The 14548-nt window shown below is 62.0% G+C and carries 15 protein-coding genes; 11 read left to right on the top strand and 4 right to left on the bottom strand.

The genetic code is table 11. The features are described from left to right. The first annotated feature begins 78 nt into the window (after positions 1 to 78). From queA to NCS00_RS02345, 6 genes are all read left to right on the top strand, one after another. Entirely contained in the window at positions 79 to 1113 is a 1035-nt protein-coding gene (gene queA, locus NCS00_RS02370) for a tRNA preQ1(34) S-adenosylmethionine ribosyltransferase-isomerase QueA (protein ID WP_034470633.1), read from the top strand. 47 nt (positions 1114 to 1160) lie between these two features. Further along, the gene (gene tgt / locus NCS00_RS02365; RefSeq protein ID WP_034470631.1) at positions 1161 to 2321 is read left to right on the top strand and encodes a tRNA guanosine(34) transglycosylase Tgt; all 1161 of its coding nucleotides are present in this window, start codon (positions 1161 to 1163) and stop codon (positions 2319 to 2321) included. Between the two features lie 183 nt (positions 2322 to 2504). Beyond that, positions 2505 to 2831, top strand: coding sequence for a preprotein translocase subunit YajC (gene yajC / locus NCS00_RS02360; RefSeq protein WP_008351510.1), 327 nt, complete (start codon positions 2505 to 2507; stop codon positions 2829 to 2831). Between the two features lie 126 nt (positions 2832 to 2957). Next, complete coding sequence (gene secD, locus NCS00_RS02355) at positions 2958 to 5024, top strand: protein translocase subunit SecD (protein WP_008351512.1); 2067 nt, start codon at positions 2958 to 2960, stop codon at positions 5022 to 5024. A 26-nt stretch (positions 5025 to 5050) separates the two neighbouring features. Beyond that, positions 5051 to 6001, top strand: coding sequence for a protein translocase subunit SecF (gene secF, locus NCS00_RS02350; protein WP_008351514.1), 951 nt, complete (start codon positions 5051 to 5053; stop codon positions 5999 to 6001). A gap of 345 nt (positions 6002 to 6346) precedes the next feature. Beyond that, complete coding sequence (locus tag NCS00_RS02345; protein WP_250438990.1) at positions 6347 to 6874, top strand: hypothetical protein; 528 nt, start codon at positions 6347 to 6349, stop codon at positions 6872 to 6874. A 195-nt stretch (positions 6875 to 7069) separates the two neighbouring features. On the opposite strand, the gene NCS00_RS02340 is transcribed toward NCS00_RS02345, so the two are convergent. The 4 genes from NCS00_RS02340 to NCS00_RS02325 form a co-directional block, all read right to left on the bottom strand. Further along, positions 7070 to 7567 carry a DUF5672 family protein gene (locus NCS00_RS02340; protein ID WP_152563175.1) on the bottom strand — a complete coding sequence of 166 codons (498 nt, stop codon included), beginning with the start codon at positions 7565 to 7567 and terminating at the stop codon, positions 7070 to 7072. 55 nt (positions 7568 to 7622) lie between these two features. Next, on the bottom strand, positions 7623 to 8213 hold the full coding sequence (locus tag NCS00_RS02335; protein WP_008351520.1) for a YceI family protein: 591 nt from the start codon (positions 8211 to 8213) through the stop codon (positions 7623 to 7625). 59 nt (positions 8214 to 8272) lie between these two features. Next, on the bottom strand, positions 8273 to 8827 hold the full coding sequence (locus tag NCS00_RS02330) for a YceI family protein (RefSeq protein ID WP_008351522.1): 555 nt from the start codon (positions 8825 to 8827) through the stop codon (positions 8273 to 8275). Between the two features lie 116 nt (positions 8828 to 8943). After that, on the bottom strand, positions 8944 to 9513 hold the full coding sequence (locus tag NCS00_RS02325) for a cytochrome b (RefSeq protein ID WP_008351524.1): 570 nt from the start codon (positions 9511 to 9513) through the stop codon (positions 8944 to 8946). Between the two features lie 455 nt (positions 9514 to 9968). Here NCS00_RS02325 and NCS00_RS02320 point away from each other — a divergent pair, with 455 nt between their 5' ends. The 5 genes from NCS00_RS02320 to NCS00_RS02300 all read left to right on the top strand — a co-directional run bounded on the left by NCS00_RS02320 (position 9969) and on the right by NCS00_RS02300 (position 14434). Next, positions 9969 to 10628, top strand: coding sequence for a paraquat-inducible protein A (locus tag NCS00_RS02320; RefSeq protein ID WP_034470626.1), 660 nt, complete (start codon positions 9969 to 9971; stop codon positions 10626 to 10628). Beyond that, a complete protein-coding gene (locus tag NCS00_RS02315; RefSeq protein WP_008351528.1) occupies positions 10625 to 11305 on the top strand; it encodes a paraquat-inducible protein A in 681 nt (226 codons plus the stop codon). Before NCS00_RS02320 ends, NCS00_RS02315 begins: the two co-directional genes overlap by 4 nt. Then, positions 11298 to 12977 carry a PqiB family protein gene (locus NCS00_RS02310; RefSeq protein ID WP_008351531.1) on the top strand — a complete coding sequence of 560 codons (1680 nt, stop codon included), beginning with the start codon at positions 11298 to 11300 and terminating at the stop codon, positions 12975 to 12977. The genes NCS00_RS02315 and NCS00_RS02310 overlap by 8 nt, the downstream gene beginning before the upstream one ends. Further along, positions 12974 to 13678, top strand: coding sequence for a PqiC family protein (locus NCS00_RS02305; protein WP_008351532.1), 705 nt, complete (start codon positions 12974 to 12976; stop codon positions 13676 to 13678). Before NCS00_RS02310 ends, NCS00_RS02305 begins: the two co-directional genes overlap by 4 nt. A 144-nt stretch (positions 13679 to 13822) precedes the next feature. Then, entirely contained in the window at positions 13823 to 14434 is a 612-nt protein-coding gene (locus NCS00_RS02300; protein ID WP_174447708.1) for a glutathione S-transferase C-terminal domain-containing protein, read from the top strand. The last annotated feature ends 114 nt before the right edge of the window (positions 14435 to 14548 follow it).

Below are 14548 nucleotides of genomic sequence, written 5' to 3'. Positions count from 1 at the left end.
CTCTCTTCGCAAGTACAATATGAGGTTTGTTCGGCGCGATTGCACTTCGTTCGCGCCCGTTCGCGCTACGTTCAAGCCATGTTCACGCTTTCCGATTTCGATTTTAATCTGCCGCCCGAGCTGATCGCGCAGAACGCGCTCGCCGAGCGCAGCGCGAGCCGTCTGCTCGAGGTGTCCGATGGCGCGCTCGTCGACCGCCGATTCTCCGAGCTGCCGAACCTGCTCGCACCCGGCGATCTGCTGGTGTTCAACGATACCAAAGTCCTGAAGGCGCGCTTTCCCGGCCAGAAGGCCAGCGGCGGGCGCGTCGAGGTGCTGGTCGAGCGGCTGACCGGCGCGACCACGGCGCTCGCGCAGATCCGCGCGAGCAAGAGCCCGGCCGAAGGCACGACGATCCGCCTCGCGGATGCGTTCGACGTGACCGTCGGCGAACGCGTCGAGCCGTTCTACACGCTGCACTTCCCTGCCGAATGCCTGACGCTCATCGAGCAATACGGGCGCTTGCCGCTGCCGCCGTACATCGAGCACGACGCCGACGCCTACGACGAAACGCGCTATCAGACCGTTTATGCGGCAAATCCGGGCGCGGTCGCCGCGCCGACCGCCGGCCTGCACTTCGACGACGCGCTGTTCGCCGAACTCGAAAAACGCGGCGTCGAGCGCGCGACGCTGACGCTGCACGTCGGCGCGGGCACGTTCCAGCCGGTGCGCGTCGAGAACATCGCGGAGCACAAGATGCATAGCGAGTGGTACGACCTGCCGCAATCGCTCGTCGATCGCATCGCGGCGGTGAAGGCGCGCGGCAACAAGGTGATCGCGGTCGGCACGACGTCGATGCGCGCGCTCGAAGCCGCCGCGCGCGACGCCGCGCAAGCGAACCGCCCGCTCTCGGCGACGCAGGCCGAAACCGATATCTTCATCACGCCGGGCTACGCGTTTCGCGTCGTCGACCGGCTCGTGACGAATTTCCATCTGCCGAAGTCGACGCTGCTGATGCTCGTCTCCGCGTTCGCCGGCATGGATACGATTCGCGATGCATATCGTCACGCAATCGAGCAAAAGTACCGTTTCTTCAGCTACGGCGACGCAATGCTTCTGACTCGCCGCGACTAGTTTTCTCAACCGATGCGCTGGACTGTTTTCCAGTGGCAGGAACTCAAATGACCGCAACCCACACTCCGCCCGACAACGGGCTCAAGTTCGAACTGCTGACGACCGATGGCCAGGCGCGCCGTGGCCGTCTGACGCTCAATCACGGCGTCGTCGAAACGCCGATCTTCATGCCGGTCGGCACTTACGGCACCGTCAAGGCAATCCAGCCGCGCGAACTCGAAGAGATCCGCGCGCAGATCATCCTCGGCAACACATTCCATTTGTGGCTGCGTCCCGGTCTCGAAGTGATCGGCGCGCACGGCGGCCTGCACAAGTTCATGGGATGGAACCGGCCGATCTTGACTGACTCCGGCGGCTTCCAGGTATTTTCGCTCGGCGATCTGCGCAAGATCACCGAAGATGGCGTCACGTTCGCGTCGCCGATCAATGGCGACAAACTCTTCCTGTCGCCGGAAGTATCGATGCAGATTCAGAAGGTGCTGAACTCCGACATCGTCATGCAGTTCGACGAATGCACGCCCTACTCGACCAACGGCATTCCCACCTCGCACAAGGACGCCGCCGATTCCATGCGCATGTCGATGCGCTGGGCGAAGCGCTCCATCGACGAGTTCAACCGGCTAGGCAATCCGAACGCGCTCTTCGGCATCGTGCAGGGCGGCATGTTCGAAGACCTGCGCGACGAATCGCTCGCAGGCCTCTCGGACATCGGTTTCCACGGCCTCGCGATCGGCGGGCTGTCGGTCGGCGAGCCGAAGGAAGACATGATGCGCGTGCTGAATCACATCGGCCCGAAGCTGCCCGCCGACAAGCCGCATTACCTGATGGGCGTCGGCACGCCGGAGGATCTCGTCGCGGGCGTCGCGGCGGGCGTCGACATGTTCGACTGCGTGATGCCCACGCGCAACGCGCGCAACGGCTGGCTCTTCACGCGTTTCGGCGATCTGAAGATCAAGAACGCGACGCACAAGAACTCGATGAAGCCGCTCGACGAATCCTGCGGCTGCTACACGTGCCGGAACTTCACGCGCGGCTATCTGCATCATCTGCATCGCGTCGGCGAGATTCTCGGCGCGCAATTGAACACGATTCACAACCTGCACTATTACCTGCAACTCATTGGCGAAGTGCGCGAATCGATCGAAAATCATACGTTCGAGGCGTTTCGCAAGACGTTCGCGGAGAATCGCGCGCGCGGCGTGGATTGAAAACGCGCGGCTTCGTTGCGCCAAGCTTTACAATCTGCTTTCTACTGCTTGCGATAAGGCCCGCGAATCGTCCGTAACGGCTTGATGGCAAAGCGCATTCGGGCATTTTCGGGCAGGTGCGGGTGGTAGAATGCCGGGCTGACTTCCAGTCAATTATTTCGATGTAACAACGGAGAGACCAACGTGTCGTTCATTTCCAATGCCTTTGCACAAGGCGCAACCGGTGGCGCGGAATCGAGCCTGATGAGCTTCCTGCCGCTGATCCTGATGTTCGCGGTGCTGTACTTCATCATGATCCGTCCGCAGATGAAGCGTCAGAAGGAGCATCGCAACATGCTCGCCGCCATGGCCAAGGGCGACGAAGTGGTGACGAATGGCGGCATCGTCGGCAAGATCACGAAGGTGACGGACGCCTACGTCGGCGTGGAAATCGCCGAAGGCACGGAAATCACCATCCAGAAGGCGGCAGTGACGACCATTCTCCCGAAGGGCACGATCAAGTCGCTGTAAGGCCACTCGTTCCACCGCGTCCGGCGCGGCCTCGCTCACCGAGCCATCCGGGTCTTCAGACCGGCTCGTCGCGCATATCGCCGGACGCCCTCTCCTCCGAAGCCAACTTTCCGGTCGGCCATTCCCATGAATCGTTATCCCCTCTGGAAGTATGTCGTGATGCTGGTGGCGCTCGTCATCGGCCTCGTGTACACGCTCCCCAACTTCTTCGGCGAAGCGCCCGCAGTTCAGGTGTCGAGCGGCAAGGCGACGGTCAAGCTCGACTCGACCACGCTTTCGAACGTCGAAGCCGCGCTCGCCGCGAGCAACATCAAGGCCGACGAAGTCACCTTCGACAATTCGCAGCTGAACGCGAACATCCGCGTGCGTCTGAAAGACACGGACACGCAGCTGCATGTGAAGGATCTGCTTTCGAAGGCGCTGAACACCGATCCGAGCGATCCGCAGTACATCGTCGCGCTGAATCTGCAGAGCGCCTCGCCGCGCTGGCTGACGGCCCTGCACGCACTGCCGATGTACCTCGGTCTCGATCTGCGCGGCGGCGTGCACTTCCTGCTGCAGGTCGACATGGCCGGCGCGCTCAACAAGAAGCTCGACTCCGACGCCGCCGATGCGCGCACCTATCTGCGCGACCGCAATATCCGCGATGGCGGCGTGAACCGGGTCGGGCAATCGGTCGTCGTGAGTTTCTCGGATCAGGCGGGCGCGGACAACGCGCGCACGCTGCTCCAGACGGGCGTGTCCGAACTGCAATGGACGACGCGCCAGGGCGGTGATGGCTTTCAGGTCGTCGGCACGTTCTCGCCCGCCGCGCAGAAAGTCGTCGAGGACAGCGCGCTCAAGCAGAACATCACCACGCTGCATAACCGCGTGAACGAACTCGGCGTCGCGGAGCCGGTGATCCAGCAGCAAGGCTCCGACCGCATCGTGGTCGAGCTGCCGGGCGTGCAGGACACGGCGAAGGCGAAGGACATCATCGGCCGCACGGCGACGCTCGAAGCGCGTCTCGCGGATCCGGTCAACACCTATATCGGCCCGAACGACGCGGTGCCGCCCGGCGACGAAGCGTTCAAGCAGGGCGATCGCATCGTGCTGCTGCGCAAGCAGGTGATCTTCACCGGCGACCGCATCATCGACGCGTCCGCGGGCTTCGACGACCATCAACGACCTTCGGTCAATATCCGTCTGGATTCTGCGGGCGGACGCGCGGTGTCGTCCGTGTCGCGCGACAACATCGGCAAGCCGATGGCGATGGTGCTGTTCGAAAAGGGCAAGGGCGAAGTGCTGACGGTCGCGACCATTCAGTCCGAACTCGGCGACCGCTTCTCGATCACCGGCCAGCCGACGCCGCAAGCCGCAACCGATCTCGCGCTGCTCCTGCGCGCGGGTTCGCTCGCCGCGCCGATGGACATCATCGAGGAACGCACGGTCGGCCCGAGCCTCGGCGCGGACAACATCAAGAAGGGCTTCGATTCGGTCACGTACGGTTTCGCCGCGATCGCCGTCTTCATGATCGCGTACTACCTGCTCTTCGGCGTGTTCTCCATGCTGGCGCTGTCGGTGAACCTGCTGCTGCTCGTCGCCGTGCTGTCGTTGCTTCAGGCGACGCTGACCTTGCCGGGTATCGCGGCTATCGCGCTCGCGCTCGGTATGGCGATCGACGCGAACGTGCTGATCAACGAACGTATCCGCGAGGAACTGCGTAACGGCGCGCCGCCGCAGACCGCGATTCAGGAAGGCTTCAAGCACGCGTGGGCGACGATTCTCGACTCGAACGTCACGACACTGATCGCCGGCCTCGCGCTGCTCGCGTTCGGTTCGGGTCCGGTGCGCGGCTTCGCGGTGGTGCACTGTATCGGCATTCTGACGTCGATGTTCTCGGCGGTGTTCTTCTCGCGCGGCCTCGTGAACCTGTGGTACGGCGGCAAGAAGAAGCTGAAGTCGCTCGCGATCGGTCAGGTGTGGCGTCCGGAAGGCACGAATGCCGAAGCGGCCGCGGCGGCTTATCTCGCGGCGCAACGCGGCGATGAATCGCCCGTCGACGAAATCGTGAAAACGGCCAAGGGCAAGACGAAGACCGCAGTGGCCGCGCCGCGCCAGACCGAACAAGCGCCGGCGCGCACGGGCAAGCCGACGGTGCGCCGTCGTTCGGGCCCCGGCATCGATCAACAGAAACCGGGCGAGTCCCGCTGAATCCGCTGAGTCCGGAGCAATAGACAATGGAATTCTTCCGCATTCGCCGCGATTTGCCGTTCATGGAGCGCGCGTTGATTTTCAACGTGATTTCGCTCGTGACGTTCCTCGTGGCCGTATTTTTCCTCGTGCATCGCGGGCTGCATCTGTCGGTGGAATTCACCGGCGGCACGGTCGTCGAGGTGCAGTATCCGCAAGCCGCGCAACTCGAACCGGTGCGCGCGTCGATGTCGAAGCTCGGCTATCCCGACGCGCAGGTGCAGAACTTCGGCACGTCGCAGGACGTGTTGATCCGTCTGCCGCTCAAGCAGGGTTTGACGTCCGCGCAGCAAAGCGATCAGGTGATGACCGCGCTCAAGGCCGACAACGCTGCCGTGAAGCTGCAGCGCGTCGAGTTCGTCGGTCCGCAGGTCGGCAAGGAACTCGTGACGAACGGCCTGCTCGCGCTCGCGTGCGTGGTTATCGGCATCGTGATTTACCTGTCGTTCCGCTTCGAGTGGAAGTACGCGGTCGCGGGCATCATCGCGAACCTGCACGACGTGGTCATCATTCTCGGCTTCTTCGCCTATTTCCAGTGGGAGTTCTCGCTGTCCGTTCTGGCGGCGATTCTCGCGGTGCTCGGCTATTCGGTGAACGAGTCGGTGGTTATCTTCGACCGGATCCGCGAAACGTTCCGCAAGCAACGCAAGATGAGCGTGAAGGAAGTGATCGACCACGCGATCACGAGCACGATGTCGCGAACCATCATCACCCACGGCTGTACGGAAATGATGGTGCTGTCGATGTTCTTCTTCGGCGGCCCGACGCTGCATTACTTCGCGCTGGCGCTGACCGTCGGTATTCTGTTCGGCATTTACTCGTCGGTGTTCGTCGCGGCGGCGCTCGCGATGTGGTTCGGCGTGAAGCGCGAGGATCTCGTGAAGGACAAGAAAGACAAGTACGATCCGAACGATCCGAATGCGGGTGCGCAGGTTTGAGCGTTGCGGCGCACTGAAAGCTGAAACCAAAACGGGCCGGTCATCGTGACTGGCCCGTTTGCTTTTCCGGCTCCCGAATTTCATCAAATTTCGACGCAAGAACAAAAGACAACCTCGACTTCGACTAGGCTCGAATCCGCACGCAATGCGCTGCCGAGCAAATCAGTCCGTTAACCGTACGTTATGTCGTCCTCACAGAAAAACAAAATCGGGATTTTCATCCCGACTTACAATCGCCCGGAATTGCTACGGAGTTGTGTCCTGCAACTGCTCGCCCAAACGCGACGCCCGGATATCATTTGCGTGCATCAGAACGGAGCCGGAGACAACTACGCATGGTGCGTCATGGATCTCGGCGCACCCGTAGTATGGATGTACACGCCCCAGAGCATTCCCCAAAACGACTGGTATCGGATTCCGTTGAATCATCTCATCCAGGAGGACTGCACTGATTTTTTCTGGATGGATCACGACGACATCTATCTCACCAATCACATCGAAACCTGCGTCGCCGAACTCGATAGCGGCTACGACTTCAGGATCTCAAAACATTGCGGCATCCTTATTTCCCGTTCGGAGAAATACGAGTACCTACCGCATGCTTTATTCAAGGACATTCACGCCACGGGCGGAATGAGCGCTTCGATGGCGTTCACCATGCCGTTCGCGACGGCGCTGTCCGCCGACCTGAGCAATCCCGAGTTCAACCACGTCTTTTCGGACGAAGTTCTAGCGCGCCATACCATGCCGCGTTTCCGCTGCCTGCAGTCGACAGAGAGAACAACCATCTACTTTTCTCATGCGATGTCGCTGTCGTCCGCACATTGGGTTCGTGAGGAAACGTCTTTCCCCGAGTATCGAAGCGATGCGTGAAATACGTCGAGCCGATAAGAACGACCGGGCCTGTCTTCGCGGACAGGCCCGTTTTCATTCAGGCGATGAAGCGCTCAGGAGCCTCCGCCCATCGCGCCGCCTCGCGCAATCGATCTTCGCAAAATGAAATGCACAGTTGCGACACCGCGGCGGAAAAGCCGCAGTCAGTCAACGTATCCCTGATATGTTCCGCGCTTACCGTCTCCAAGGCCAGCGCGCACCGATGTAGTCGTAGTCGAGAAATTCCGCGCGCCACGCGGACGAATCGACGACGTAGCCGTCCCACTGAATCAGCACCACCCAAGGCGTGCGGATGTGCTGAATGACTTGTTCCAGCACGAAATCGCTGTACTGTTCGCGCGAAGCAATATGCGGCGTACGCACAATGCGCGCTTTGGTCGCGATCTCTTCATGCGTGAACAACACGACATCGCCGAAGTCGCAGTGCGCGCTCGATATTTCCAGCGCCCGCGCGGCAAGCCGGGGATTGAGTGAATCGACAGCGCAAACGGTTACATCGCGGAGGTCGGGACGCAATTCATGGATCATGTTCGTTTTGGAATGCAGAGCAAATTTTGGAGCGCTTTCGGCTGGCAAGGAGCGGCCGGTCCTGGCGCACGCCAAACTACCATCCTTCAATTGGCAGGCGGCGATTGCCTGCAAAAATTGCCAAACCCAAAACTCGATCCACAAAAAAGGCTTCGCGCATGACACGCGAAGCCTTCTCGAAGCAGCAATGGAGCGCGAGTTACTGCTTCACGCCCTCAGCCTGAATATGCAGCACCGTCGTCAGGCTGAAACCGTACGACTTGCCGTAATCCATCCCGAAGTCGCCGCGATCGAAGGTCGCCGTCGCTTCGACGCCGCACACTTCCTTCTTCATCATCGGGTTCATGAAGCACTTGAAGCTCTCGATCTTCAGGTTCATCGGCTTCGTCACGCCGTGCATCGTCAACGTGCCGATCACTTCGGAAGGCTTGTCGCCGTCGAATTTGATCGACGTGCCCTTGTACTCGGCTGTCGGATACTTCGCGACGTCGAAGAACTCGGCCTTTTGCAGATGCTCGTCCAGCTTCGCATTGCCGGTGTTGACCGAAGCGATGTCGATCGTCACGTTCACCGTGCCGGTCTTCGCCGCGCGGTCGAGCGTGACTTCACCGCTGCTCTTGTTGAACTTGCCGCGCCACGTCGACACGCCACCGAAGTGGTCCGCCTCGAAGCTCGGATAAGTGTGGTTCGGGTCGAGCTTGTACGTGTCGGCGGCGAATGCGCTCACCGAGGCGCCGAACGACAGTCCCAATGCGAGCGCGCTCGCGGCAATGATCGAAAGCTTTTTCAAGTTCTTCTCCTGACTAACCAGATACGCTGACTATGCGTCGTGTGTGACAAAAACGCCGCTCACTTCTTCGCGGCAACGATGTGAAACTTGATGACGACGTCGTCCGCGACGATCGACGTATCTTTCCATTCGCCCGTTCCGACATCGAACTGGGTGCGCTTGATCGGCAGCGCGCCGTCGAAGGTTTCCGTCGCGCCCTGCTGCGTGACCGTCACCGGCACCGTGACCGTCTGCGACTTGCCCTTGATCGTGATCTTGCCGGTCACGTTGTACTTGTTGCCGCCCGCCGGGGCGATCGCGCTGGAGACGAACGTCGCGCTCGGATACTTGCCCGCGTCGAACCATTCCGCGCCGCGCACCTGCTTGTTGTAATCGTCGTCGCCGAGGTCGTAGCTGCCGGTGTCGATCGTGATGTTCGCCGAGCCCGCCGTCGGCTTCGCCGGATCGAACGCAATCTGCGCGCTGAACTTGTTGAACTTGCCGTCGGTGGGCACGTTCATCTGCTTCGACGTGGCTGTCACCGTGCTCTTGCTCATGTCTACCTGCGCATGCGCGCCCGCGATCATCGCGAACGAAGCAGCGGCTGCCATCCAACGGTTGAGTTTCACTTTCATGTGTGCCCTATTCAAACGGTTCGAACGAACAAACCGGTATTGGAAATCATAAGTACGCGATCACAATCAGCCGCCGGGAAACGCCTTGCCAACGGCGGGGAAACAATGACACGCGTTCATCTGAGAAACGGCAGCATGCGGCCGAGCAGGCCGTCGCGATCGACGAAATGATGCTTCAGCGCAGCCAGAACGTGCATCACGACGAAGAACAGCAACGTGTAGTTCAACGCGATGTGCACGATGCGCAGCGTCGCCTTCAGCGCCTTGTCCGGTCCGATGATCGTCGGCAGCGGCAGCACGCCGAGATACACGACCTGAATGCCGGCCGCCGAGCTGTACAGATAACCCGACACGGGAATGACGAGCATCAGCGCGTAAAGCAGAATATGCGTGAGATGCGCCGCGCCCTGTTGCCAGCGCGGCATGCCATCGGGCATCGACGGCGCCTGGTGCGTGGCGCGCCAGACGACGCGCAGCAGCGCGAGCGCGAACACCGTTACGCCGATCCACTTGTGCCACGAGAAGTATTTGAGCTTCGTCGGCGTGAAGCCCGGAATGTCCGTCATGATCCAGCCGAGCCAGAAGCCGCCCACGATCAACAACGCGATCAGCCAGTGCAGACCGATCGCCGTGGCGCTGTATCGTTGCGCCGGCGCGCTCGCCGTGATGCCAGCGGTGCTTTCCATATTGCTCTCACCCAAGTGTTCGATGTCGCACGGCCTGCCGCCGCCTGACGACAAGTGTTCAAGGCCGCCATGCTACCTCAACGATAACGAATTGCCAGCGCGCGCAAAAAGGCCCGCGCCGAACCGGCAAACCCAGTCCCGACGCGGCTTTGCGGGCTTTCGAGCCGGCTCGGCGAGCCTCGTGTGCCGCCCATGCAACGAACTATTCCATGCGTGCAACGGTCGATGAAGGCGCGAACCGCGACCGATTCCGGCATCGATGTATTAACGGGCGGCCAGGCAGTTTAATTCCGCTTGTAAAGAAGCGTTCTGTCCAAATTCGCCCGCCCCGCGCCATTTGATACCATGCTGCTACCAATCTCGCTGGCCCGCCGTTTGCTATGCCCGGTCGGAGCCGGTCTCGCGGCGCCCGACCAATACGCTCGACAAGCCTCGGGCCTCGACCATGAACGCGAATGAACGCGAACGAATCCGATGACCTGATCGCGTGTCACGAATGCGACGCGCTCTTCCATAAACGTGCATTGCCTCGACGCACCTCGGCGAAATGCCCTCGCTGCGGATCGCTGCTCTATCGAAGCATCTCGTCGAACCTCGACAAGATCTCGGCGATGACGCTCGCCGCGCTCTTCACGTTCCTGATCGCGCAAGGCTTTCCCATCGTCGAGCTGGAGGCGAACGGCCTCACGTCGGAGACGACGCTCATCGGCGCGATCCTCGCGTTGTGGAACGAGCAGATGGAAATCATGGCGGTGCTCGTCTTCTGCTCGACCATCCTGTTTCCGTTGTGCGAACTCGTTGCCCTGCTCTACGTGCTGCTTCCGCTGCGTTCCGGTTACGTGCCGCCTGGCTTCAACGCAATCCTGCGGGGCATTCAGCTCGTGCGTCCGTGGGGCATGATCGAAGTCTTCATGCTCGGCGTGCTCGTCACGCTCGTGAAGATGGTGAGCATCGCGCGCGTGATTCCCGAAGCGGCGCTCTTCGCGTTCGGCGCGCTGACGCTTATGTTCGCCGTCGTCGTGAGCTTCGATCCGCGCGCGTTGTGGGACATCGCGGCAAGGCTCGGTCCGCGCGGTTCGAAGCGCGTCACAACCACGGCGAGGCAAAAATCGTGAGCGATTCCATCGATCCGAAAACCGGCGAAGCGGCGCGCGAAACGCAGTTCATCACGGCGTCGCACGCGAATGTCGTGTCGTGTCATGCGTGCGGACTCGTGCAGCCGCTCGCGCACACCGTCGAGAAACAGCGCTGCACGCGCTGCGACGCCGTCGTGCACCGGCGTCATCCGGACAGCATCGCGCGTACGTGGGCACTGCTCATCAGCGCGGCGATTCTCTACATTCCGGCGAACCTCTTTCCGATCATGCATACGTCGTCGATTCTCGGTTCCGAGGACGACACCATCATGAGCGGTGTCGCGCTCTTCTGGAACGACGGCGACTATCCGCTTGCGGCGGTGATTTTCATCGCCAGCATTCTCGTGCCGATGCTCAAGCTCGTCACGCTCGCCTTTCTTACCATCAGCGTGCAGCGGCGCTCCACATGGCAGCCGCGTCAGCGCACGACGCTCTTTCGCATCGTCGAGGGCATCGGGCGCTGGTCGATGCTCGACGTCTTCGTCATCACGCTCACCATCGCGCTCGTGCGCTTCAAGTCGCTCGCCGTCATCACGCCGGGTCCGGGCGCGCTCGCGTTCGCGTCGGTGGTCGTGCTGACGATGATCGCGTCCATGCAATTCGACCCGCGCCTCATGTGGGACAACATCGAACCGTCAGGAAAGAAACATGACTAGTGCCCAAGGTCCGAACGACCCGAAGCAGCCCGCGCCGCCCGCCAGCAACGCCGGCAGCGGTAACGGGGACAAGGGCGGCCTCCCGCCGAACCTCCCCGAACCCGTGATCGAGCCGCGCAGCCGCTGGCTGCCCTCGCTCGTGTGGGTGATTCCGCTCGTCGCGGCGCTGATCGGCGTGATTCTCGTCGTGAAGACGGTGTCGAGCCGCGGACCGACCGTGACGATCAGCTTCGTTTCCGCGGAAGGCCTCGAGCCCGGCAAGACGAAAGTGAAGTTCAAGGACGTGGATATCGGCACGGTGAAGACGATCACGCTGTCGAAGGATCACGCGCGCGTGCTCGTCGACGTGCAGCTCACCAAGGAAGCCACCGATTTCGCCGTCAAGGACACGCGCTTCTGGATCGTGCGTCCGCGCGTTGCGGCAAGCGGCGTGACCGGCCTGTCGACGCTTTTGTCCGGCGCGTATATCGGCGTCGATGCGGGCAAGTCGACCGACGATGAGACTTATTTCGTCGGGCTCGAAACGCCACCCGCCGTCACCGGCGATCAGAAAGGCCATACGTTCACGCTGCACGGCGAATCGCTCGGCTCGCTCGATATCGGCTCGCCCGTCTATTACCGGCGCGTGCAGGTCGGCCAGGTCGTCGCGTTCTCGCTCGACAAGGACGGCACCGGCGTCACGCTGCAGGTATTCGTCACCGCGCCTTACGATCAGTACGTCGGCACCAACTCGCGCTGGTGGCATGCGAGCGGCGTCGATCTGCGGCTCGATTCGAGCGGCTTCACGCTCAACACGCAATCGCTCGCAACGGTCGTGCTCGGCGGCATCGCGTTCCAGACGCCGCCGAACCAGCAATCCGGCCCGCAGGCGCAAAACAACGCGACCTTCCGTCTGGCCGGCGATCAGTCCGACGCGATGCGCGATCCGGACGGCGAGGCCGTGCACGTCGTGATGAACTTCAATCAGTCGCTGCGCGGCCTGTCGGTCGGCGCGCCGGTCGATTTCCGCGGCATCGTGCTGGGGCAGGTCACGGGCATCGGCGTGCAATACGATCAGAAGTCGCATTCGTTCATGATGCCGGTCACGATCGACCTCTACCCGGATCGCCTCGGCAAGCGCGCGCGTCAGGCGCTGCCGGAGCAAGGTTCGGTGGCGAGCCAGGACATGCTGCAACTGCTCGTGAAGCGCGGGCTGCGCGGACAGTTGCGCACCGGCAACCTGCTGACGAGCCAGTTGTATGTCGCGCTCGACTTCTTCCCGAAAGCGCCGCCCGCGAAGGTCAGCGTTGGCAACGATCCGATCGAACTGCCGACCGTGCCGAACACGCTCGACGAGCTGCAGCTGCAGATCGCCGACATCGCGCGCAAGATCGACAAGATTCCGTTCGACGAGATCGGCACGAATCTGAACGGCTCGCTCAAGAACGCCAACGCGCTCTTCGACAGGATGGACAAGGAAGTCCTGCCGGAAATGCGCGACACGCTCACGCAGGCCAAGCAGACGTTCGGTCAGGCGCAATCGACGTTGCAGTCGGATTCGCCGCTTCAGTCGGACGTGCATCAGGCGCTGCAGGAACTCACGCGCACGCTGCAATCGCTCAACTCGCTCGCGGATTATCTGGAGCGCCATCCGGAATCGCTCTTGCGCGGAAAATCGGGAGATAAACCATGAAGTTCGGCTCGTTGATGTTGACTCTGAGCGCAGCGGCGATGCTCGCTGCCTGCGCCTCGCCGACGAGCCGTTTCTACACGCTCGGCGGCGGCGACGCGCGGCCCGTGCCGTCGACGCAGGCTTCGTTCTATTTCGAGCTTGCGCCCGTCGACATGCCGCAGCAGGTCGCGAAGAATCAGTTGGTGGTGCAGACGAGTCCCGCGCAGGTGCGCGTGCTCGAAGAGGAACGCTGGGCGTCGCTGCCGGGCGACGAAGTGCGGCGCGCACTCTCCGCCGATCTCACGCAGCAGCTCGGTGCGATCGACGTCTACGGCACGCCGCATCCGGAATCGGTGCCGGTATATCGCGTGAAGGTGAACGTGCAGCGCTTCGAATCGTGGCCGGGCGCGCAAGCGGTGATCGACGCCGTGTGGAGCGTGCGCGCCGCCGGATCCGATACGGTGCTGACATGCCGGACGCTCGCGCAGGAACGCGTCGGCTCCGGTTACGACGCGCTCGTCGACGGCCATCGCAAGGCGGTCGACGAACTCGCCGCCGCGATCTCCGCAGGTGTGCGCAGCCTCGGTTCCTTGCCGCACGCGACGGCGAGCGCGCCTTCGGCATCCGCGAAGGGCAAGAGCGGCGCCAGTTCCAAACCCGCCGCGGCGCCGGTGCTGCCGTGTCCGCCAATGGGCGCGGCAACCACTGCCAGCGCGCAGTGATCCATGACGCCCGGCGCGCGCCGGGCGCGCTTCATGTTGTCGGCAGGCGACATTGTCGGCCGCCGCTATCTCTAATTCGCCGATGGTTCGCGCGCGCCGGTTAAGATCGTCGACGCCCGCATTTCGAATCAACGTGAAAATTAGATGATGAAACTGATCGGTTCGCACCCCAGCCCATTCGTCCGCAAGGTGCGGATCGTCATGGCGGAAAAGAAGATCGACTGCGAACTGGTGCTCGAAGACGTCTGGGCATCCGATTCGAAGATCCACGACTACAACCCGCTCGGCAAAGTGCCGTGCCTCATTCTCGACGACGGCGAAGCGGTATTCGATTCGCGCGTCATCTGCGAGTTCGTGGACACGCTCACGCCGGTCGGCAAGCTGCTGCCGCAGGAGCGGCGCGAGCGCACCGAAGTGCGCTGCTGGGAAGCGCTCGCCGACGGCATGCTCGACGCCGCCGTGCTGATCCGTCTCGAAGGCGTGTTGCGCGAAGAGGAACATCGCAGCGACAAATGGATCGCGCGGCAACGTCACAAGATCGAAGACGGCTTGCGCGCGATGGCGCGCGGCATCGGCTCGAAGCAATGGTGCTCGGCGAATCGCTTCACGCTTGCGGATATCGCCTGCGGCTGCGCACTGGGCTATCTCGATTTCCGTATGCCCGATCTGAACTGGCGCGACGCACATCCGAATCTCGACAAGTATTACGCGCGTATTTCGCAGCGTCAGTCGTTCGTGGATACCGCGCCGGTCTGATTCCTTTCTTGGACCAAGCTCCCGCGCGCGGCGGGAGCTTCCGGCGCACTCGGAAGCGCAAAGTGAGATCGAAGATTATCTACTGCTAGATAGATCACCGGCGAAGGGCGCGAT

Source organism: Caballeronia sp. AZ1_KS37, from assembly GCF_023631165.1.
Taxonomy (GTDB): domain Bacteria; phylum Pseudomonadota; class Gammaproteobacteria; order Burkholderiales; family Burkholderiaceae; genus Caballeronia; species Caballeronia zhejiangensis.
Note: the sequence above shows the minus strand (reverse complement) of the source record. Positions and strands in the feature narration are given on the sequence as shown.